Genomic DNA, 21916 nt, shown 5'->3' with positions numbered 1-21916 from the left:
GGATCGCTCCGTCGGTCTCGCCATGCTCGCGCTGTGGACGGCGGCCCGTGGTGGCGCCACTGTGGAGGACGAGTACGTTTCGCGCCCAGCGACACCGTTCGGGCTCCTGAGCGCGAGTGGTGTCGCTGGGCGCGAAACTCGGGCCAGGGCGGCCGCGGGCCAGGGCCGCTACGCGAGCGTGCTGTGGCGGCGGCCGTAGGCCACGTAGAGCACGGCGCCGGCGACCATCCAGATGCCGAACGCGATCCACGTCCCCGCGCCCAGTGTCGCCGCCAGGAACAGGCAGAACAGGACTCCGAGCACCGGCACCACGGGGAAGAACGGCACGCGGTACGACCGTTCCAGGTCCGGCTGGGTCCGACGGAGCACGATCACCGAGACGTTCACGAGGGCGAACGCGATGAGGGTGCCGATGCTGGTCGCGTCGGCGAGCTCCCCGAGGGGGAGGAGCGCCGACACGATCGTGACCACGATGCCGACGATGAGCGTGTTCGCGATCGGGGTCCCGGTGCGCGGGGACACCCGGCCGAACACCTTCGGCACGAGACCGTCACGCGCCATGGTGAGCAGGATGCGGGTCTGGCCGTAGAGCACGGTGAGGACGACACTGGCGATCGCGATGACGGCACCGACCGAGAACACGAGCGCGACGACGGGCAGCCCGGTGACGTCGACGACGATGCGGACGAGTGAGGCCTCGTCGGCCGAGAACGACGTCCACGACCGCGCGCCGATCGCCGCGACGGCCACCAGGATGTACAGCGCGGTGATGAGCGCGATCGACCCGATGATGGCGCGCGGCAGGTCGCGGCGGGGGTCCTTCGCCTCTTCGCCGGCGGTTGATGCGGCGTCGAACCCGATGTACGAGAAGAACAGCCGAGAGGCCGCCGCGCTGACGCCCGCCGCGCCCATCGGGGCGAGCGGTTCGAAGTTCCCGACCCGGAACGCCGAGAACACCACGATGACGAAGAACACCAGCAGCGCGATCTTCACGAGCACCATCAGCGTGTTCACCCAGGCGCTCTCCTTCGCCCCGGGCAGCAGGATCAGCATCGCGACGAGGACGAGCGCGGCCGCCGGCAGGTTGACCATCCCGCCGTCACCCGGAGGCGCGGACAGCGCGGTCGGCAGGTGCAGTCCGAAGACGCGCAGGGTCTCGTCGACGTACTCGCTGGCACCGACGGCGACGGCGGCGACGGACACCGCGTACTCGAGGACCAGGCACCACCCGCAGACCCAGGCGATGCCCTCGCCCATCGTCGCGTACGTGTAGGAGTAGCTCGACCCGGAGGTGGGGACGGCACCGGCCATCTCCGCGTAGGACAGTGCCGAGAGCAGCGCAGCGACGCCGGCGAGGACGAAGGAGATCCAGACGGCGGGCCCGGCGAGTGGCACGGCGGTGCCGAGGACGACCAGGATGCCGGTGCCGAGGGTCGCGCCGACGCTGATCATGGTCAGGTGCCACACCCCCAGGGTCCGGCGGAGCGGCTGTCCGTCGACCCCCTCCGCCGCCTCTGCGCGGAGCTGCTCCACGGGCTTCCGCCGGAGGAGCTGACGGGCGAGTGACGGCGCGGACGACATGGGACCTCACGGGAGCGCTGGCGGGGGACGGGTCATCGTCCCACGGCCCCCGGACGGGGTCCAAACCGGACGCGTCCGGTCCTCCACGCGGGAGGCCCGGATCACCTCCGTCCACAGCCGTCGGCGAACGCGTCGGGCCGGGTCGGTGGGCGGGCGTACATTCGTGCGAGGACGACGCCGCGAGGCGTGGAGAGGGTGTCGATGAGTCAGATGGGCTCCGTCGCCGGTGGCGGCGGGATGCGTGGTGGTGGGCCGGGCGGCGGGCACGGCCGCAGCCGGATCTCCAGTGGGGACCCGGACGCGCAGCGTGCCGCGAACGCGGAAGCGCCCCGGATCCCGCACCTGCTCCGGCGCATCGCGGCGCTCTTCGTCCCGCACCGTCGCTCGATCAGCCTGACCGTCGTCCTCGTCCTCGTCGGGGCCGCGGTCTCGGTGATCCCGCCCCTCCTGACCCAGCAGGCCTTCGACCGCGGGTTGTTCCCGCCCGGCGGACGTCCGGACGTGCCGGTCCTCGCCGAACTGGTCGGCGGCATGATCGGGCTGTGGATCCTCAGCGCCGGCATCGGCGTCTGGCAGACCTACCTGACCGCGACGGTCGGCAACAGGGTCATGGGCGCCATGCGGATGCGGCTGTTCGGGCACCTGCAGCGCATGGAGCTGGCGTTCTTCACCCGGACCAAGACCGGCGTGATCCAGAGCCGGTTGCAGAACGACGTCGGCGGCGTCGCGAGCGTGCTGAACAACACGATCTCGTCGGTGCTCGGCAACACCGTCACGGTCATCGCGGCCGTCGTCGCGATGTTGCTGCTGAGTTGGCAGATGACCCTCGTGGCCGTCGTGCTCCTCCCGCTGCTCGTGATCGCGCAGCGCAAGGTGGGCAAGGTCCGCGCACGCATCGCCGCGCAGACCCAGGAGTCGCTGTCGGACATGACGACGATCACGCAGGAGACCCTGAGCGTGTCGGGGATCCTGCTCGCGAAGAGCTTCAACCAGCAGCGCAGCGAGATCCACCGCTACGGCGACGAGAACCGCAACCAGATCGGGCTGCAGGTCCGCCAGCAGATGTCCGGTCAGTGGTTCTTCGCGATCGTGCAGATCTTCCTGTCCATCATCCCCGCGGTGATCTACCTGGTGGCCGCGTACCTCATCGAAGGCGGCATCCCGATCACCGCCGGCACGATCGTGGCGTTCACGACCGTGCAGTCCCGGCTGCTGTTCCCGACGGTCGGCCTGCTCCGGGTCGTCCTCGACCTGCAGACCTCCGGCGCGCTGTTCGCCCGCATCTTCGAGTACTTCGACCTCGAGCCCGCGATCACGGACGCCCCCACGGCGAAGCCCGTCGACGAGCGTCGGGTCGGGCACGTGGCCTTCGACGACGTCTCGTTCGCCTACCCGGACGGCGAGCCGGACAAGCCGACCCTGCGCGGCGTCTCGTTCGAGTTGCAGCCGGGGCAGTTCGCGGCCTTCGTCGGACCCTCGGGCGCGGGCAAGACCACGATCTCGTACCTGGTCCCGCGGCTGTACGAGGCGACGGCGGGCTCCGTCCGGTTCGCCGGGCAGGACGTCCGCGACATCGTGCACGAGGACCTCATGGCGCACATCGGCATCGTCAGTCAGGAGACCTACCTGTTCCACTCGTCGATCGGCGACAACCTGCGGTACGCCAAGCCGGACGCGACTGATGCCGAGCTCGAGCGTGCGGCACGGGCGGCGAACATCCACGAGACGATCGCGTCGTTCCCGGACGGCTACGACACGATCGTCGGGGAGCGGGGGTACCGGCTCTCCGGCGGCGAGAAGCAGCGGATCGCGATCGCCCGTGTGCTGCTCAAGGACCCGCCGGTCCTCGTGCTCGACGAGGCGACGAGTGCGCTCGACTCGATCTCGGAGCGTGTCGTACAGGCGGCGCTGGACACCGCGGCCCGCGGGCGGACGACCATCTCGATCGCGCACCGGCTGTCGACCATCCGTGATGCCGACGTCGTCTTCGTCCTCGACCACGGCCAGATCATCGAGCAGGGGACGCACGACGAACTCCTCGCGCTCGGTGGCACGTACTCGACGCTGCACGAGCAGCAGAGCGACCCGGTCGTGACCGCCCGGAGCTGACGCGGCGGCTGACCGGCGGCCCACCTGGCGTGCAGACCTGCGGCCGACCGCGGCCGACCACCGGTGCCCGGTCGGAGCGGCGCCAGGTGTGCCCTGGCTGAGCATCCGTCGCCGGAGGACGCACAGCGGAACCGCCCGCCTAGACTCGTCGGGTGCGTTACGCGAACTCCGTCGTCGACCTCGTCGGCGACACCCCGCTGGTCAAGCTGAACCGGGTCACCGCCGGGCTCCGGGCGACCGTCCTGGTCAAGGTCGAGTACTTCAACCCGGGCGGCTCCGCGAAGGACCGCATCGCGACGCGGATCATCGACGCTGCCGAAGCGTCCGGTGACCTGCGCCCCGGCGGCACGATCGTCGAACCGACCTCGGGCAACACCGGTGTCGGCCTCGCCCTGGTCGCCCAGCAGCGCGGGTACCGCTGCGTGTTCGTGCTCCCCGACAAGGTCGGCGAGGACAAGCGGAACGTCCTGACCGCCTACGGCGCCGAGATCGTCGTCACCCCGACCGCCGTCGCTCCCGAGGACCCGGAGTCCTACTACTCCGTGTCCGATCGCCTGGTGCGCGAGATCCCCGGCGCCTACAAGCCGAACCAGTACGCCAACCCGAACGGCCCCCGCAGCCACTACGAGACCACGGGTCCCGAGATCTGGCGCGACACCGAAGGGCAGCTCACCCACTTCGTCGCGGGTGTCGGTACCGGTGGCACGATCTCCGGCACCGGTCGGTTCCTCAAGGAAGCCTCCGACGGACGCGTCCGGATCGTCGGCGCCGACCCCGAGGGCTCCGTCTACTCCGGCGGCACCGGCCGTCCGTACCTCGTCGAGGGCGTCGGCGAGGACTTCTGGCCGCCCGCGTACGACGCCGGTGTGCCGGACGAGATCATCGCCGTCTCGGACGCCGACTCGTTCGCCATGACGCGGCGCCTCGCCCGTGAAGAGGGACTGCTCGTCGGCGGGTCGAGTGGCATGGCCGTGGTCGCCGCGCTCCGTGCCGCCGAGTCGCTGTCCGAGGACGACGTCGTCGTGGTCCTGCTGCCCGACGGGGGACGCGGCTACCTCGGCAAGATCTTCAACGACCGGTGGATGCGGTCCTACGGTTTCGCGGAGACCGACGACGAGCGCTCCGTGGGGGACCTGATCGCCGGCAAGGACGGCCGCCTGCCCGATCTCGTGCATGCGCACCCGTCGGACACCATCCGCGACGTGGTCGACATCATGACGAAGTACGGCGTCTCGCAGATGCCCGTCCTCAGCGCCGAACCTCCCGTCGTGATGGGCGAGGTCGTCGGCGCGATCGAGGAGAAGGCCCTGCTCGAGCAGGTCTTCACCGGAGCCGCGGCCATGGCCGACGCTCTGTCCCCGTTCGTCGGCGACCCGCTGCCCCTGATCGGCATCGGCGAGTCCGTGTCCGCAGCCCGTCGCGCCCTCGAAGGGGCCGACGCCCTGCTCGTCGTCGGCGACGGCAAGCCGGTCACGGTCCTCACCCGCCACGACCTCCTCACCTACCTGTCCGAGTGACGGCCGCCGCCGCGAACGCCGCCCAGACGGCGACGGCATGACGGCAGCAAGCACGACGGCAGCCCGCACGACAGCAGCAAGCACGACCGCAGCCCGCACGACAGCCGCCCGCAGGGCCGCAGCACCGCACCACGCTGCCCACCCGCACCGCCCCACCCAGACCGCACCGAGCCTCCAGGAAGGGGCACCCACGACATGACCGAGTTCAGCACCCGCGCCATCCACGCCGGCCAGGAGCCCGACGGCCCCACCGGCGCCGTCATCCCGCCCCTGTACCTGACGTCGACCTACGTGCAGGACGGCATCGGCGGGCTGCGGGGCGGCTACGAGTACTCCCGCTCCGGCAACCCGACGCGGGACTCGCTGCAGACCCTGCTGGCCGACCTGGACGGCGGCGTCGCGGCGTACTCGTTCTCGTCCGGCCTGGCGGGGGAGGACGCCCTGCTCCGCGCCTACCTGGAGCCGGGCGCCCGGATCGTGATGGGCAACGACGTCTACGGCGGCACCCACCGCCTGGCGAACCGCCTGCACGTGCCGTGGGGCATCGACCTCGTCACGGTGGAGATGAGCGAGCCGGACCGTGTCCGTGCCGCGCTCGCCGACAGCCCGGCGAAGACCGTGCTGTGGGTGGAGACCCCGACGAACCCGCTCATGAAGATCGCGGACATCGAGACCCTCGCCGCCATCGGACACGAGGCCGGTGCACTCGTCGTCGTCGACAACACCTTCGCGTCGCCGGCCCTGCAGCAGCCGCTGTCGCTCGGTGCCGACGTCGTCGTGTACTCGACGACGAAGTACCTCGGCGGGCACTCGGACGTCGTCGGCGGCGCTGTCGTGCTGCGTGACCAGGAGCTCGCGGACACGGTGCAGTTCGTGCAGTTCGGCGGCGGCGCGATCTCGTCCCCGTTCGACGCCTGGCTGACGATCCGGGGCATCAAGACCCTCAGCGTCCGCATGGAACGGCACTCCGCGAACGCCCAGACCGTCGCCGAGGCGCTGCTCGCCCACCCGGCCGTCGAGCACGTCTACTACCCGGGCCTGCCGGAGCACCCGGGACACGACGTCGCGGCCAAGCAGATGCGCGGCTTCGGCGGCATGCTGTCGGTGGCACTCGCCGGTGGCCCCGAGGCGGCGAAGCGGTTCGCCGAGTCGACCGAGTTGTTCGCGCTGGCGGAGTCGCTCGGCGGCGCGGAGTCCCTCATCGGGTACCCGAGCGAGATGACGCACGCCTCGGTCAAGGGCACCGAGCTCGCCGTTCCGGAGAACGTCGTCCGCCTGTCGGTCGGCATCGAGGACGCCGGTGACCTCGTCGCGGACGTGCAGCAGGCACTCGAGCGCTGACCCCGTCCTACGATGAACGGGTGACCTCCACGACGGCGCCGCGGCCGAGCCTCTTCGAGCGCCGGCGCCTCGTCGCCACCGTGGGCATGGTCGCGATCGTGGCGGTCTCGGCGTTCCAGAACCTTGCGATGACGACGATCATGCCGGTGATCGCCGCCGACCTGGACGGCGAGGCGCTGTACTCCCTGAGCTTCGCGGCACCGCTCGCGGCCGGCGTGCCGGGCATGGTCCTGGCGGGCAACTGGACCGACCGGGCGGGCGGCCGGGTGGTCGCATGGGTGTCCGCCGCGCTGTTCGCGCTCGGCACCGCCATCGTGATGCTCGCCCCGACGATGCCGGTGTTCCTCGCCGGGCGTCTGGTCGAGGGCTTCGGCGCGGGCGCGATCGACGTGGTCCTCTACGTGCTGGTCGCGCGGGTCTTCCCCGCGGAACTGCACGGGGCGGTGTTCGCCGGGTTCGCGGCCGCGTGGGTCGTGCCGGCACTGATCGGTCCGGCGCTGGCGGGCATCGTGACCGACGCGTTCGGTTGGCACTGGGTCTTCGCGGGTGCCCTCGGCATCGCGGTGGTCGCGTTCGCGTGCCTGGTTCCGACGCTCCGCCGCCTGCACCCACCCGTCCTGGATGCCCGCCCGCCATGGCACCGCGGGCGCATCGGGTGGTCGGTCGCCGCCGCTGCCGCGGTGCTGCTGCTCAACCTGGCCCCGGACCTGCCCGTCCCGGTCCGGGTCGCCGCGGTGCTGGTCGGGCTCGTCGGCGCCTGGTCTGCGCTGCGCCCACTGCTGCCCAGGGGCACCTTCACCGGCGGGCCCGGCCTGCCGTCGGTGGTCCTGCTCCGCGGGGTCCTGGCTGCCGGGTTCTTCGGCAGCGAGGCCTACGTCCCGTTCCTGCTCCAAGCGCAGCACGGACTGAGCGCCTCGGCTGCCGGACTCGCCCTGACCGTGGCGGCACTGAGCTGGGCGTCGGCGAGTTGGGCGCACGGACGTCTCGGCGAGAGCCGGCTGCCCGCCGCCCGTGCGTTCGGCGCGGGTCTCGGGCTGGTCCTGGTCAGCCTGCTGTCGGCGCTCGCGGTGGCGCTGTTCGACCTGCCCGCCTGGGTGCTCGTCGCCGGGTGGTTCGTCGGCGGCGCGGGGATGGGAGTCGCCTACCCGCGGACCTCGATGCTCACGCTCCGGTTCTCGCGCGAGGGCGACGACGGGTTCGCGAGCTCAGCGCTGACGATCGCGGATGCGTCGGGGAGCGTCGTCGGGCTCGCGGTGGCCGGGCTGCTGTTCACGGGCGCCGGTGGTCGGGACGAGCCCCTCGCGTTCACACTGGTGTTCGTGGCGATGACCCTGATCGCCCTCGTGGGGCTCGTCGCCGTCCGACGACTCGGCGCGGTCCCGCCGCCGCCGCGGCCGGGCGGGTAGCGTGGCAGACCCGGAACGAGGAGGAACCGTGCGCCGCACCGCCGCTGCCGTCCTGACTGTCGCACTCACGGCGACGACGGTCGCGCTCGCCGGGTGCACGGGCACGACCACGGCCGCACCGACCCCGGTCCGGAGCACCGACCTGACGAGTTCCGACGGCGGTTTCGCGAAGAACGCGGTGGTCGGTGTGGTGCTGACCGGCGACGCGGCGACACCCGGTGACTCCGAGGACGGTCGCTCGCTCGCGACCCGATTCCACGAGGAACTGACCGAGGCCGGGTTCCGGCCGGACGTCCGCGTCGCGGGAGCCGATCAGGCCGCGCGCCAACGTTCGGCCGTCCGTGACCTGGTGCGGACCGGGGCGAAGGCGCTGCTCGTCCGCGCCGCGGACCCGTCCTCGCTCCGGACCGAACTCCGCACCGCACACGACGCGGGCGTGGTCGTGGTCGCGCTGGACGGGGCGCTGCCGTCCTCCGGCGGCGGCAACGACGGACTGTCCTCGGACTACCGCGTCGATGGCGGCGACTCGGACGCGCAGCTGGTCAGCCGGGCTGTGGACATGGTGACGTCGCTGCAGCGTGGCGAGGAACCGTCGACGGAGTAGGGGTCGTCAGCTCCACCAGGCCGGGAACGACCGGGTGATCGTCTCGACCAGCGCCTTCCGCGACCGCCGCGGGCCGCCGAGCCACGCCTCGATGGCGCCGACGAAGCCCTGCGCCACGAAGCCCGCGGCGACCTCGTCGATGATCTCCGGCTTCGCACGTGGGTCGAGCTCTCGGATGTGCATCGTGCTCGACACCGTGAAGTGGTCGACGAGCAGGCGGTGCAGCGAGGCGTCCGCCGGGTCGGGGAGCGCGAGCGCGTAGATCGCGCGATGTGCCGTCACGTGGTCGACGACGGCGTCGATGCCGCGACGGGTGATGGCGGCGAGGTCGTCCGGTCCGGCACCGTGCTCGACGGCGACCCGACGGGCGACGGCGTCGTCCTCGCGGATCCGGTCGAGTTCCGGGGTCAGGACGTCGGCGAGCAACGAGCCGGGGGAGACGGCGTGCGAGTAGAACGTCGCGCGGTTGATCCCGGCGGCACGGGTGACGTCGGCGACCGTGATCTGCGAGACCGGACGGTCGGCGGCGAGGCGCAGGACGGCTTCGCGGAGCGCGGCCGTGGTGTGCAGGATCCGAGCGTCGACCATGACGCTCCTCCCATCTCGATCTGTCCCGCGACGGTGCGCGGTCGGGAGTCCGACGGTACCGCACCGTCCGGCCCGAGCACGCGTCCGCCGCACCGGCGTCGAGGACGGAGGGCGGGCCTCCCGGCGGCGTCGCGGTGGGACCACGCGGGGCCGGTACGAGGAGCGCGGAGCATCGGATCGACGCTTGTCCGCCGTCCGGACGAACCCGTACCATGGTGGAACGGACCGAATCGATTCGAGCGGCCGATCCCACTCTCTCGTCCCCCTCGGAGGATCCCCTCGTGTCCGCGCCCGCGACCACCGGCTCCCAGAAGACCATCCTGCACCCCGGCGATTCCCTGACCCGTGCCCAGCGCCTGGTCTACGTCTTCGTGCTCGGCGCGCTCACCGCGCTCGGGCCGTTCACCATCGACCTGTACCTGCCGGCGTTCCCGTCGCTCGAGCGTGACCTCGGCATCTCCGAGGGAGCCGTCCAGCTCACCCTGACGGCCACGACCATCGGCTTCGCGATCGGCCAGCTGCTCGTCGGGCCCTGGAGTGACAAGGTCGGCCGTCGACTGCCGCTCATCATCGCGACCAGCGTGCACGTCGCCGCCTCGATCTGCGCCGCCCTCGCGCCGAACGTCGAGGTCCTCGCCGTGTTCCGCGTGCTGCAGGGCATGGGGGCCGCGGCCGGCGGTGTCGTCGCGATGGCGACCGTTCGCGACCTGTTCGGCGGCAAGCCGCTCGTCCGGATGCTCTCGCGCCTGGCGATGGTGAACGGCCTGGCCCCGATCCTGGCGCCGCTCATCGGATCGCAGATGCTGCGGTTCGTCTCGTGGCGCGGCATCTTCGTGTTCCTCGCCTGCTACGGCACCGCCGTCGTGATCGCGTCGATCCTGCTCATCGTCGAGACCCTGCCGAAGGAGCGTCGCCAGGAGGCCGGGCACTCCACCATCGGGCAGCGGTACCGGGCGCTCTTCTCGGACCGGATCTTCGTCGGCGTCGCCCTGATCGGTGCGATGGTGTTCAGCGGGTTGTTCTCGTACCTCAGCGCGTCCCCGTTCCTGTTCCAGGGCGTGTTCGGGCTCGATCCGCAGCAGTACGGGCTGCTGTTCGCGGTGAACTCGGTCGGCGTCGTCCTGGGCGTGCAGGTCTCGTCGCGGCTGGCGCAGCGGGTCGGCCCGCAGTGGATCCTGGCCTGTTCTACGGCGACGCTGTTCCTGGCGGCCGTGGCCATCGTCGTCCTCGACCAGCTCGGGGCCGGGCTCATCGGCGTCCTCATCCCGCTGTGGTTCTACATCGCCGCCTGCGGGTTCTCGTTCCCGCTCGTGCAGGTGATCGGACTCGCGTCCCACGGCAAGGAAGCCGGGACCGCCGCCTCGCTGCTCGGCGCCCTGAACTTCGGCGTGGCCGGGATCATCTCCCCGGTCGTGGGGCTGCTCGGCATCTCGACCGCCACGCCGATGGCGCTGGTGATGGGGTGCACCGCGGCCGTCGCGGTCCTGGTGCTGTGGTTCGTGGTGCGGCCGAGGACCGTGCCGGCGCTGACGCACTGACCCGGGCGTCCGCCGGGTCCGACGGTGGGTGGCACGGCGGCGCGGGCGCTCGCGGCAGCGCTTCGCCTGGACGGGAGGCTCCGCCTGCCTCCGACGCCGCGTGCGGTCTCCGAGACTGGTTCATCTGACACCGGTTCGTCCGACACCGGTTCATCCGACACCGGTTCGTCCGACACCGGTTCGTCTGACACCGGTTCGTCTGACACCGGTTCGTCTGACACCGGTTCGTCTGACACCGGTTCGTCCGACACCGGTTCGTCTGGCGCCGTGCTGTTCAGCGGCGCGCGAGGCCCACGGCTTCGGCCACCAGCAGACCGGCGACCGCGAGCGCGGTCACACCCCCGACGAACACGTACGCGCGGGGCTGCTCGTACCAGGCACGGATGCCGGGCCAGCGTCGGGTGAACTCCCGCGTCGACATCGGTCGGGGGAGCTGGGTGGTGCGGACGTCGAGCGTGTCGACCAGGCGGTCGATGCCGTCGTCGCCCCAGACCTCACCGCGCATCCGGAAGAGGGTGTCGCCGTTCGCGTCGAAGGCCACGAGTTCCCGGCTGGTGCGGTCGACCGCGGGTCCGTGGGTGGCGGCCAGCACCACCTCGTGCACCTGCGAGCGGAACCAGGAGCGCCGCGGGCTGAGGACGCCTCGGATCGCGACCCGCTCCGGGTCGACGGCCACGAACGACGACCGGAGGCGCAGGAACACGGTGAGGACGGCGACGGTGAAGATCCCGACCACCGCGCTGACGACGAGCCAGGGGCCGTTCGGCACGGCCACCCAGACGACGGCGACGGCGATCGGGACGGCCGAGAACCCCATGCTCAGTGCCGTCGAACGCACGAGGGCGGCGCGCGGTCGGATGACCACGTCTGCGGTGCTGGTGTCGAGCGGTGTCGCTCGCGCCGTCGTTGCCCCCACGGCAGGCCTCCTCGTCCCCGAACTGCGCCGGATCGCCCGACAGCCGGCCCCGCATGCCGGGGCTCGACTGCGCGAGCGACGATCGCGCCGGGCACGACTCGTCGCCGTTCCCGTGACGGCGCCTGTGCCGTCCGATGCTGGTGAGCCGACCGGGTCCCTCCGGCGTGCTCGGTCCGGTCAGCATAGGGGAGAGACGGCCCTCGGAACAGGCCGGATGCCGCTTTGCGGACGGTGCCCAGCGGACGGGGGGCGTGGCGGTCCGTCGGCTGGGGGACCAGCGGTGGGCGGACCTCCCGGCCGGACGGAAGCGACCGGATCAGCGGCGCGAGCGGATCGGTGCCGCGGCCCGGACGACGGCACTGCCCGGACCACGGCACTGACCGGACGACGGCACTGCCGAGACGACGGAACCCCCGCAGCTGATGCTGCGGGGGTTCCGGTCTCGCTCTGCGGAGGATGGGGGATTCGAACCCCCGAGGGCTTGCACCCAACACGCTTTCCAAGCGTGCGCCATAGGCCACTAGGCGAATCCTCCGAGCCACCACCTCGCGGTGACGACACCCCATGGTACAGGTCCGAAGGGGTGCTCACGACCACCCGTCCGACCGCCCGTCGAGACCACGCGCCCGACCACCCGTCCGACCACCGGCCGCGACCGCCGCCGCTCACGGGCGCCCCGGAGGTCCGTGTCGACGCGAGGTCTACCCTGGGGAGGGTGTCGACCCGCATCTACATCACGTCAGCAGAAGGACACACCGGGAAGAGCACCGTCGCCCTCGGGGTGCTCGAGACGCTCGCCCGCACCGTCGGACGCGTCGGCGTCTTCCGACCGGTCGCGCGGTCCGTCGCCGAACCCGACTACGTCCTCGAGCTCCTGCTCCAGCACACAGCCGTCGAGATCCCGTACGACGACGCCGTCGGGGTGACCTACGACGACGTGCACGCCGACCCGGACGCGGCCCTGGCGACCATCATCACGCGCTTCGGCCAGGTCGAGCGACGCTGCGACGCGGTCGTCGTCCTCGGCTCGGACTACACCGACGTCGGCAGCCCGACCGAGTTGTCCTTCAACGCGAAGGTCGCCGCGAACCTCGGGGCCCCGGTGCTCCTGGTGCTCGGCGGGCGTGACTCGGCCGAGCGCGCGCCCCGCACCGCGGACGACATGGCCCAGGTCGCCGACGTCACCACGAGCGAACTCCGCGCCGAGCACGCCCAGCTCCTCGGTGTCGTGGTGAACCGTGCCGACCCGGATGCCCTCGGCCCGATCGTCGCGAGCGTCACCGCAGCGGTGCACGACCACCACCCCGACGCCCCGGTCTGGGCGATCCCGGAGGACGCTGTCCTCGTCGCCCCGACCGTCCGGGCGCTCCTGGGGGCGACCGGGGCAACCCTGGTCCGCGGTGACGACGCCCTGTTGGACCGGGAGGCCCTGGGCACCGTGGTCGCCGGCATGAGCATGGAGAACGTCCTGCCGCGCCTCATCGAGGGCGGCATCGTCGTCGTCCCCGGCGACCGCAACGACGTCCTCATCGCCACGCTGCTCGCCAACGAGTCGGAGACGTTCCCGAGCATCGCTGGTGTCATCCTCAACGGCGGCTTCGAGACGGCGCCGCAGATCTCCCGCCTGCTCGAGGGGCTGTCGAGTTCCCTGCCGATCGCGCAGAGCGACCTCGGCACGTACGACACGGCGCTCCGCATCACCCAGACGCGCGGCCGCCTCGCCGCGGACTCGCCCCGGAAGGCCGAGCTGGCGCTGGCACTGTTCGAACGGCACGTGGACGCCGAGGCGCTGCTCGCCCGACTCCAGCTGACGCCGTCCGGAGTGGTGACGCCGCTGATGTTCGAGCACGGCCTGATCGACCGGGCGCGCGAGCACCGGAAGCACATCGTCCTGCCCGAAGGTGACGACGACCGCATCCTCCGGGCAGCGTCCACACTGCTGCAGCGGCAGGTGTGCGACCTGACGATCCTCGGCGACCCGGCCGCCATCCGGGCACGGGCGACCGAGCTCGGGCTCGACCTCGACGCTGCGCAGCTGCTCTCCCCGTTCGACCCCGACCTGCGGGAGCGCTTCGCGCAGGAGTACACGGCCCTCCGTGCCCACAAGGGCATGAGCGTCGAGCTCGCCCGCGACACCGTCACCGACGTGTCGTACTTCGGCACGCTCATGGTGCAACTCGGCTTGGCCGACGGCATGGTGTCCGGCGCGAAGCACACCACCGCGCACACCATCCGGCCGTCGTTCGAGATCATCAAGACGCGGCCGGACACCTCCATCGTGTCGAGCGTGTTCCTGATGGCACTGGCCGACCGGGTCCTGGTCTACGGCGACTGCGCCGTGATCCCGGACCCCACCAGCGAGCAGCTCGCCGACATCGCGATCTCGTCCGCCGAGACCGCGACCCAGTTCGGCATCGAACCGCGGGTCGCGATGCTCAGCTACTCGACCGGCGACAGCGGTTCGGGGGCGGACGTCGAGAAGGTCCGCGCCGGCACCGCGTTCGTCCGCGAGCGCCGGCCCGACCTACCCGTCGAGGGGCCGATCCAGTACGACGCCGCCGCCGACCCGACGGTCGCGAGCACGAAGATGCCGGGGTCCCCGGTGGCGGGGCAGGCGACCGTGTTCATCTTCCCCGACCTCAACACCGGCAACAACACCTACAAGGCCGTGCAGCGCTCGGCCGGTGCGGTCGCGATCGGGCCGGTCCTGCAGGGGCTGCGCAAGCCGATCAACGACCTGTCCCGCGGTGCCCTGGTCAGCGACATCGTGAACACCGTCGCCATCACCGCGATCCAGGCGGGCACCGCAGCGCCGACCGCCGCAGCGCCGACCGCCGCAGCGTCGACCGCTGCCGTCCCGACCGCCCGAACAGAAAGCGACCCCTCGTGAGTGCAGCACTCGTCGTCAACTCCGGCTCGAGCTCGTTCAAGTACCAGCTCATCGAACTCGACGACGAGAGCACCCTCGCGTCCGGGCTCGTCGAACGGATCGGCGAGTCCAAGGGGTCCTGGAAGCACACGAACGTGCTGACGGGGGAGACGTCGTCGAACGACAGCGCCGAGGTCCCGGACCACGCCGCGGGTTTCCAGGCGATGATCGACGCGTTCGGCAAGGTCGGGCCGTCCTTCGACGAGCACCCCCCGGCGGTCGTCGGACACCGCGTCGTGCACGGCGGCACCCGCTTCGACGCCGCCACGGTCGTCACCGACGAGGTCGAGCAGCAGATCGACGACCTGTCAACCCTGGCCCCGCTGCACAACCCGGCCAACCTCGAGGGCATCCGGGCCGCGAAGCAGGTGTTCTCGGACGTCCCGAACGTCGCCGTCTTCGACACCGCGTTCCACCAGACGATGCCGCCGCACGCGTACACCTACGCGATCCCCGCCGACCTGGCCGAGCGGTACCAGATCCGCCGGTACGGCATGCACGGCACGAGCCACAAGTACGTGTCCGAGCAGGCCGCGGTCTTCCTCGACCGGCCGCTGTCCGAGCTGAAGACGATCGTCCTGCACCTCGGCAACGGCGCGTCCGCCGCAGCCGTCGACGGCGGGAGGTCGATCGAGACGTCGATGGGGCTCACGCCGCTCGAGGGGCTCGTGATGGGCACCCGCTCCGGCGACCTCGACCCGGCCGTCCTCATCCACCTGCACCGCGAGGCCGGCCTGTCCTTCGAGGACCTCGACACCATGCTCAACAAGCAGTCCGGCCTGCTCGGCCTCACCGGCAGCGGCGACATGCGGGACGTGCAGGACGCCGCGACGAAGGGCGACGAGACGGCAGAGGCGGCGCTCGCCGTGTACCGCCACCGGATCCGCCGCTACGTTGGCGCGTACACCGCGCAGCTCGGCGGGCTCGACGCCGTCGTGTTCACGGCGGGCGTGGGGGAGAACAACGCGCTGCTCCGCCGTCGCGTGCTCGCCGGGCTCGAGCACCTGGGCATCGAGATCGACCCGGACCGCAACGAGCTGCACTCGAAGGAAGCCCGTCGCATCTCGACGGACGCCTCCCGCGTCGCGGTCCTCGTGATCCCGACCGACGAGGAGCTCGAGATCGCACGGCAGTCGGCTGCCGCCGCGCTCTGACCAGCGTCGCGTCCAGGGTGACGCCCTGACGGACGGGAGGCCCGCCACCGGTCCGGTGGTGGGCCTCCCGTCCGTCACCGGCCAGTCCCGACAGCGGGGCCCGTCCGTCAGCCGAGCGCGTGCAGCGCTGCCGGGATCGGCGTGTCGCCGCTGGTGACCTCGAACTGCCGACCCACGGCCGAGTCGTCCAGCAGCGCGTGCAGGACCACGGCCGCCACGTCCGCGCGGGGGATTGACCCACGGGGGACCGTGCTGCCGACCGTCACCGTGCCCTGCGGTGGCGTGTCGAGGAGGGCGCCGGGGCGGACGATCGTCCACTGGAACCGGCGCATCCGGACGTTCGCGTCCGCCTCGGCCTTCGCGCGGAGGTAGACCTGGAACACGTCGTCCTCGTTCTGCGCGGGCAGCTTCGCACGTTCGGGATCGTAGGCGTCGGCACCCATCGCCGAGATCATCACGAACCGCTCGATGTCCAGACGCACCGCGGCCTCGGCGAGCAGCACGGCGGCGTCCCGATCCACCGAGAGCTTCCGCTCGGCACCGCTGTTCGGCCCGGCGCCCGCGGCGAACACCACCGCGTCCACCCCGCGGAGCCGGAGCGCCAGTTCCTCCTCACTGAGCTGCTCCAGGTCGGCGACGAGAGCTCGCGCACCCGTCTGCTCGACGTCGGAGACGTGCGCGGGGTTCCGGACGATGCCGATGGCGTCGTGACCGGCGTCGGTGATCAGGCGTTCGAGGATCAGGGCGATCTGGCCGTGTCCCCCTGCGATGGCGATCTTCATGGGTTCGATGCTGCTCCTTCCGTCCGGTAGAGTGTTCAGCGGCTCCTCACGTGACGCCATCCAGGCCAACTCCCCCAGGGCGGAAACGCAGCAAGGGTAACCGGGCTCTGGCGGGTGCGTGAGGGGTCTTCTTTCGTTTTCGGGTGAGATGAGCGCAGGGCAACCGGGGCTGTGTTGGTTGCGTGCGTGAGGGGTCTTCTTTCGTTTTCGGGTGAGATGAGCGCAGGGCAACCGGGGCTGTGTTGGTTGCGTGCGTGAGGGGTCTTCTTTCGGTTTCGGGTGAGATGAGCGCAGGGCAACCGGGGCTGTGTTGGTTGCGTGCGTACGGGGTCTTCTTGCGTTTTCGGGTGAGATGAGCGCAGGGCAACCGGGGCTGTGTTGGTTGCGTGCGTGAGGGGTCTTCTTTCGTTTTCGGGTGAGATGAGCGCAGGGCAACCGGGGCTGTGTTGGTTGCGTGCGTGCGGGGTCTTCTTCGTTTCCGGCCCGGACTTCATGCCCTGTGGAGAGCGGTGTCGAGGTGTCGGCGGTCCCGACTACCCTGGTCGCGTGGTCACCGCCCTGTATCGCCGTTACCGGCCCGAGAACTTCGCCGAGCTGATCGGGCAGTCGCAGGTGACGGACCCGCTCCGCACCGCACTCCGGACCAACCGCGTCAACCACGCGTACCTGTTCAGCGGCCCCCGCGGCTGCGGCAAGACGACCTCGGCACGCATCCTCGCGCGCTGCCTGAACTGTGCCGAGGGCCCGACCGACACCCCGTGCGGCGTCTGCCCCAGCTGTGTCGAACTCGCCCGCGGCGGCAGCGGGTCCCTCGACGTGATCGAGATCGACGCCGCCAGCCACAACGGCGTCGACGATGCGCGTGACCTCCGGGACCGCGCCGTCTTCGCCCCCGCGCGCGACCGCTACAAGATCTTCATCCTCGACGAGGCCCACATGGTCACGCCGCAGGGCTTCAACGCCCTGCTCAAGCTCGTCGAAGAGCCGCCGGAGCACGTCAAGTTCATCTTCGCGACCACCGAGCCCGAGAAGGTCATCGGCACCATCCGGTCGCGGACCCACCACTACCCGTTCCGCCTGGTCCCGCCCGCCACGATGCTCGAGTACATCGAGCAGCTCTGCGCGCAGGAGTCCGTCTCGGTCGCACCTGGCGTGTTGCCGCTCGTGGTCCGGGCCGGTGGCGGCTCCGTGCGTGACACCCTCTCGCTGCTCGACCAGCTGATGGCCGGCAGCGAGGACGGCGCGATCGCGTACGAGCGAGCCGTCGCCCTGCTCGGGTACACCGACGCCGCCCTGCTGGACGACGTGGTCGACGCGCTCGCCGTGGCCGACCCGGCGTCGGCGTTCTCGGCGATCGACCGCGTGGTGCAGACCGGGCAGGACCCGCGGCGCTTCGTCGAGGACCTGCTCGAACGACTGCGCGACCTGATCGTCGTCGCGGCGACGAACGAGAGCGCCGGAGCGGTGCTGCGCGGCATCTCGCCGGAAGAGCTCGACACGATGTCACGGCAGGCCGGGGTGTTCGGCGCCACCGCGCTGTCCCGTGGTGCGGACATCGCGAACCGTGCCCTCACCGAGATGACCGGCGCGACCTCGCCACGTCTGCACCTCGAACTCATGGTCGCCCGCATGCTCGTGCCCGAGGCGGACGACACCCAGCGCGGTGCCCTCGCTCGCGTCGAGCGACTCGAGCGGCGCGTCGGTGTCGGCGATGCCGGGGGACACCAGGCGCCGCCGGAGACGCTGCCGACGGCGGTGCCGGCCGCTGCATCGACCCCGGTGCCGTCCGCTGCGCCGCCTGTCCGGACGGCTCCGTCGAGTGCCGCCCCGGTCGGCACCGCGCCGACTGCCGCGCCCGCTGCCTCCACGGCGTCTGCTGCTCCCGAGACCCCGGCCGCACACACCGACGAAGGTCCTGGCGAAGCCGCGCGGGACGCCGCAGCTTCCTGGGCAGCAGCCGTCCCGTCGAACGCCTCCGCAGCCCGGGCCGAGCCCGCAGCACCGGCTGAACCCGCTGCGGGCGCCGAGCCGGCTGCCGGCGCCGAGCCGGAGGGGCAGGCTTCGCCGTCCTCCACCGGCGTCGGCACCGTCATCGGCGCCGAGCCCGCGGTCCGCTCCGTCACCCCGGTCGGCCTGCAGCAGATGCGGGACACCTGGCCGCAGATCGTCGAGCACGTCCAGCGCGCCAAGCGGTCGGCGTGGGCGGTCGTCGCGACGGCGCAGGTCACCGCGCTCAAGGACGACGTCCTGACCCTGACGTTCCCGAGCCAACAGGACGTCGCCTCCTTCAAGGAGATGAGCGGGCCGGACACCAGCGTCAGCGAACACCTCCGGAGCGCGATCACGGACCTGCTCGGCTTCCGGGTGAAGTTCGTGGCGCGTGGGCCGGGCGCTGCCGGTGCCCGCCCGGCGCAGCAAACCCCGACGCAGCAAACCCCGACGCAGCAAAGCCTGACGCAGCAGGCACCCGTTCAGCAGGCAGCTCCACCGGCGCCGTCGACGGGGAGCGCCTCGACCCAGCAGCAGGTTGAGCAGCCGAAGCAGGACCGGCCGCAGGGTCCGACGCCGCAGGAGGCGGTGGCGCAGACGAGCACGGTGTCCGACGCAACGGCGCGGCCACGGTCTGACCGCGCGCAGTCGTCGCAGCCGTCCGCATCGGACGGTCCGTCGTCGGAGCGGACCGCGCCGCCCACGGCTGCTCCGTCGCAGGCCGCGGCCGAGCGATCTGCGTCCGAGCGACGGGCCCCGGAGCGACCCGCTCCCGAGCGACCGGCAGCCGAGCAGCCTGCGACCCAGGACTCCGGCCCCGTGACCGAGTGGGCCGTTGCGACGATCCCGGCCTCGGACCCGACCACCGGTGCGGTGCCCGAGGACGTCGTCCCCGCCTGGGGTGCCCCCTTCGGCGTCGTGCCGTCGGACGCCACGGTCGCGCCGGCCGGACCGGCCGAACCGGTCGAGCCGGCCGCGCCCACCTCGCCTGCCGGGACCACCTCGCCGCCCGAGCCGTCCCAGTCGACGACCGGGGCGACATCCGGTGGCCGCGATCGGGCTGCAGCGACGACGGCTGTGTCCGCCGCGCCTTCCGGTCCGGCCGACGGCATCCCGGTGGACGACTACCCGCTGGACGACGAGCCGTTCGACGACGGCGCTCCGTTCCCGGACCCGGACCACGGCCGGTCCGCACGGGCGACCCGCGCGCCGTCGCGGCCGACGACTCCGCAGCAGAGCGCTCCGCAGCGGAGCGCCCCGACGCAGCAGGCGACGGCGCAGCAGCCTCGCCAGGCGCAGCAGGAGCAGACGCAGCAGGCACCTGGGCAGTCCGGCGCGCGCCGTGCTCCCGTCCCCGGGCGCTACGGCGAGGCGGTGGTGCGTGAGATCCTCGGCGCCCAGTTCATCGAGGAGACGTCACTGACCGAGGGGACGATCTGATGTACGACGGCATCGTGCAGGACCTCATCGACGAGTTCGGACGCCTGCCCGGCATCGGTCCGAAGTCGGCGCAGCGGATCGCGTTCCACATCCTCCAGACGGAGTCGTTCGACCCGAGCCGGCTGTCCGAGCTCCTGGCGGACGTCAAGGAGCGCGTCCGCTTCTGCGAGATCTGCGGCAACGTCACCGAGAACGTGCAGTGCAGCATCTGCCGTGACCCCCGTCGCTCCCCGGCGACAATCTGCGTGGTCGAGGAGGCGAAGGACGTCGCCGCCATCGAGCGCACCCGCGAGTTCCGCGGGCTGTACCACGTGCTCGGCGGTGCGATCAGCCCGATCGACGGCATCGGACCGGACGACCTCCGGATCCAGCAACTCATGGTGCGGCTCGCCGACGGCACGGTGGACGAGGTCATCATCGCCACGGACCCGAACCTGGAGGGCGAAGCGACCGCGACCTACCTCAGCCGGTTGCTCGTGCCGATGGGCATCCGCACGACCCGTCTGGCGTCGGGGCTGCCGGTCGGCGGCGACCTGGAGTACGCCGACGAGGTCACGCTCGGCCGGGCGTTCGAAGGGCGCCGGGTCGTCGGCGGCTGAGCGGACCGCATCCGGACCGTCCGGGGACGGGGCGACGCGGTCGTCCGCGCGGGATCCTTGCGTCGCGACCCGCTCGGACGCAACATCCGTGGAACACCGTCTACGATTGTCGAGCCGCGTGACGTCGCGGTGAACCGTCCCCAGGAGTGCGTGCCCGTGGCCTTGATCGTGCAGAAGTTCGGTGGTTCGTCCGTCGCGGATGCCGAGAGCATCAAGCGCGTCGCGAAGCGCATCGTCGAGACGAAGAAGGCCGGCAACGACGTCGTCGTGGCGGTGTCCGCGATGGGCGACACGACCGACGAACTCGTCGACCTCGCGCACGAGGTCACGCCGATCCCGGCGGGTCGCGAACTCGACATGCTCCTCACCGCGGGCGAGCGGATCTCGATGGCGCTCCTGGCGATGGCGATCAAGAGCCTCGGCGTCGAAGCCTCGTCGTACACGGGCAGCCAGGCGGGCATGCTGACCGACGCTCAGCATGGCAAGGCCCGGATCGTCGACGTCACCCCGAAGCGCGTCCGTGAGGCGCTCGACGCCGGCCACGTCGCGATCGTCGCCGGCTTCCAGGGCTTCAACCGCACCACGGGGGAGATCACCACCCTCGGCCGCGGCGGCTCCGACACCACCGCCGTCGCCCTCGCGGCAGCGCTCGACGCCGACGTCTGCGAGATCTACACCGACGTCGACGGCATCTTCACCGCCGACCCCCGCATCGTGCCGAAGGCCCGCAAGATCGACCGGGTCACCACCGAGGAGATGCTCGAGCTCGCAGCGTCCGGTGCGAAGGTCCTCTACATCCGCGCCGTCGAGTACGCCCGTCGGCACGGTGTCACCCTGCACGTCCGTTCCTCGTTCAGCAACGCCGAGGGCACCATCGTCTACAACCCTGCCGAGGGGGAAACCGTGGAAGAACCGATCATCACCGGCATCGCCGGCGACCTCTCCGAGGGCAAGATCACCGTCGTAGGTGTGCCCGACCAGCCCGGGAAGGCGGCTGAGATCTTCACGATCGTGGCGCGCGCCGGCGCGAACATCGACATGATCGTGCAGAACGTCTCGGCGGCCTCGACCGGCCGGACCGACATCTCGTTCACGCTGCCGAAGGACCAGGGCCAGAGCGTCCTGACGGCGCTCGAGGTCTCGAGGTCCGACATCGGCTACGAGGGCATCCAGTACGACGACCAGATCGGCAAGCTCGCCCTGGTCGGTGCCGGCATGCGGACGAACGCCGGTGTCTCGGCCCAGCTGTTCCGCGCGCTGCACGACGCGTCGATCAACATCGAGATGATCTCGACGTCGGAGATCCGGATCTCGGTCGTCACCCGTGCCGACACCCTCAACGAGGCGATGCGGGTCGTGCACGAAGCATTCGGCCTGGACGCCGACAACGAAGCCGTCGTCTACGCCGGCACCGGCCGCTGAA

General features: G+C 71.4%; 15 protein-coding genes, 1 tRNA gene and 1 other RNA gene. 12 read left to right on the top strand and 5 right to left on the bottom strand.

All coding sequences use genetic code 11. The features are described 5' to 3' along the window. Positions 1-168: 168 nt before the first annotated feature. Complete coding sequence (locus DEJ25_RS08135; RefSeq protein ID WP_111044374.1) at positions 169-1581, bottom strand: APC family permease; 1413 nt, start codon at positions 1579-1581, stop codon at positions 169-171. Between the two features lie 210 nt (positions 1582-1791). Here DEJ25_RS08135 and DEJ25_RS08130 point away from each other — a divergent pair, with 210 nt between their 5' ends. From DEJ25_RS08130 to DEJ25_RS08110, 5 genes are all read left to right on the top strand, one after another. Next, complete coding sequence (locus DEJ25_RS08130) at positions 1792-3690, top strand: ABC transporter ATP-binding protein (protein ID WP_111044373.1); 1899 nt, start codon at positions 1792-1794, stop codon at positions 3688-3690. A 152-nt stretch (positions 3691-3842) separates the two neighbouring features. Continuing rightward, the gene (locus tag DEJ25_RS08125) at positions 3843-5207 is read left to right on the top strand and encodes a cystathionine beta-synthase (protein WP_111044372.1); all 1365 of its coding nucleotides are present in this window, start codon (positions 3843-3845) and stop codon (positions 5205-5207) included. Between the two features lie 195 nt (positions 5208-5402). Beyond that, entirely contained in the window at positions 5403-6548 is a 1146-nt protein-coding gene (locus tag DEJ25_RS08120) for a cystathionine gamma-synthase (RefSeq protein ID WP_111044371.1), read from the top strand. 20 nt (positions 6549-6568) lie between these two features. After that, positions 6569-7954 carry an MFS transporter gene (locus tag DEJ25_RS08115; protein WP_111044370.1) on the top strand — a complete coding sequence of 462 codons (1386 nt, stop codon included), beginning with the start codon at positions 6569-6571 and terminating at the stop codon, positions 7952-7954. 28 nt (positions 7955-7982) lie between these two features. After that, a complete protein-coding gene (locus tag DEJ25_RS08110; protein WP_181427379.1) occupies positions 7983-8558 on the top strand; it encodes a substrate-binding domain-containing protein in 576 nt (191 codons plus the stop codon). A gap of 6 nt (positions 8559-8564) precedes the next feature. Here DEJ25_RS08110 and DEJ25_RS08105 read toward each other — a convergent pair whose 3' ends face one another. Then, the gene (locus DEJ25_RS08105; protein WP_110902659.1) at positions 8565-9146 is read right to left on the bottom strand and encodes a TetR/AcrR family transcriptional regulator; all 582 of its coding nucleotides are present in this window, start codon (positions 9144-9146) and stop codon (positions 8565-8567) included. Positions 9147-9427: 281 nt separating this feature from the next. Between DEJ25_RS08105 and DEJ25_RS08100 the strand changes: the two genes are divergently transcribed. Then, the gene (locus tag DEJ25_RS08100; RefSeq protein ID WP_258366449.1) at positions 9428-10684 is read left to right on the top strand and encodes a multidrug effflux MFS transporter; all 1257 of its coding nucleotides are present in this window, start codon (positions 9428-9430) and stop codon (positions 10682-10684) included. A gap of 274 nt (positions 10685-10958) precedes the next feature. Here the strand turns inward: DEJ25_RS08100 and DEJ25_RS08090 are convergent, their stop codons facing one another. Then, complete coding sequence (locus DEJ25_RS08090; RefSeq protein ID WP_110902661.1) at positions 10959-11600, bottom strand: hypothetical protein; 642 nt, start codon at positions 11598-11600, stop codon at positions 10959-10961. A 450-nt stretch (positions 11601-12050) separates the two neighbouring features. Next, positions 12051-12135 (bottom strand) — tRNA-Ser (locus tag DEJ25_RS08085). A 180-nt stretch (positions 12136-12315) separates the two neighbouring features. On the opposite strand from DEJ25_RS08085, the gene pta reads away from it, so the two are divergent. Both pta and DEJ25_RS08075 read left to right on the top strand, forming a co-directional pair. Continuing rightward, positions 12316-14490 (top strand): phosphate acetyltransferase, encoded by a 2175-nt coding sequence (gene pta, locus DEJ25_RS08080; RefSeq protein ID WP_111044368.1) that lies wholly within the window; start codon positions 12316-12318, stop codon positions 14488-14490. Then, positions 14487-15683 (top strand): acetate/propionate family kinase, encoded by a 1197-nt coding sequence (locus tag DEJ25_RS08075; RefSeq protein ID WP_111044367.1) that lies wholly within the window; start codon positions 14487-14489, stop codon positions 15681-15683. The genes pta and DEJ25_RS08075 overlap by 4 nt, the downstream gene beginning before the upstream one ends. A 107-nt stretch (positions 15684-15790) precedes the next feature. On the opposite strand, the gene DEJ25_RS08070 is transcribed toward DEJ25_RS08075, so the two are convergent. Further along, positions 15791-16465, bottom strand: a complete 675-nt coding sequence (locus DEJ25_RS08070) for an SDR family oxidoreductase (RefSeq protein ID WP_110902663.1) — start codon at positions 16463-16465, stop codon at positions 15791-15793. Positions 16466-16502: 37 nt separating this feature from the next. On the opposite strand from DEJ25_RS08070, the gene ffs reads away from it, so the two are divergent. From ffs to DEJ25_RS08050, 4 genes are all read left to right on the top strand, one after another. Next, an RNA gene (gene ffs, locus DEJ25_RS08065) (signal recognition particle sRNA small type) lies at positions 16503-16599 on the top strand. Positions 16600-17011: 412 nt separating this feature from the next. Beyond that, positions 17012-19894, top strand: a complete 2883-nt coding sequence (locus DEJ25_RS08060) for a DNA polymerase III subunit gamma and tau (RefSeq protein WP_258366448.1) — start codon at positions 17012-17014, stop codon at positions 19892-19894. After that, positions 19894-20493, top strand: coding sequence for a recombination mediator RecR (gene recR / locus DEJ25_RS08055; protein WP_110902665.1), 600 nt, complete (start codon positions 19894-19896; stop codon positions 20491-20493). Before DEJ25_RS08060 ends, recR begins: the two co-directional genes overlap by 1 nt. A 156-nt stretch (positions 20494-20649) precedes the next feature. Continuing rightward, positions 20650-21915: an aspartate kinase gene (locus tag DEJ25_RS08050; protein WP_110902666.1), complete on the top strand. Its 1266-nt coding sequence runs from the start codon at positions 20650-20652 to the stop codon at positions 21913-21915. Position 21916: the final 1 nt, after the last annotated feature.

Source organism: Curtobacterium sp. MCPF17_011, from assembly GCF_003234145.1.
Classification (GTDB): Bacteria; Actinomycetota; Actinomycetes; order Actinomycetales; family Microbacteriaceae; genus Curtobacterium.
Note: the sequence above shows the minus strand (reverse complement) of the source record. Positions and strands in the feature narration are given on the sequence as shown.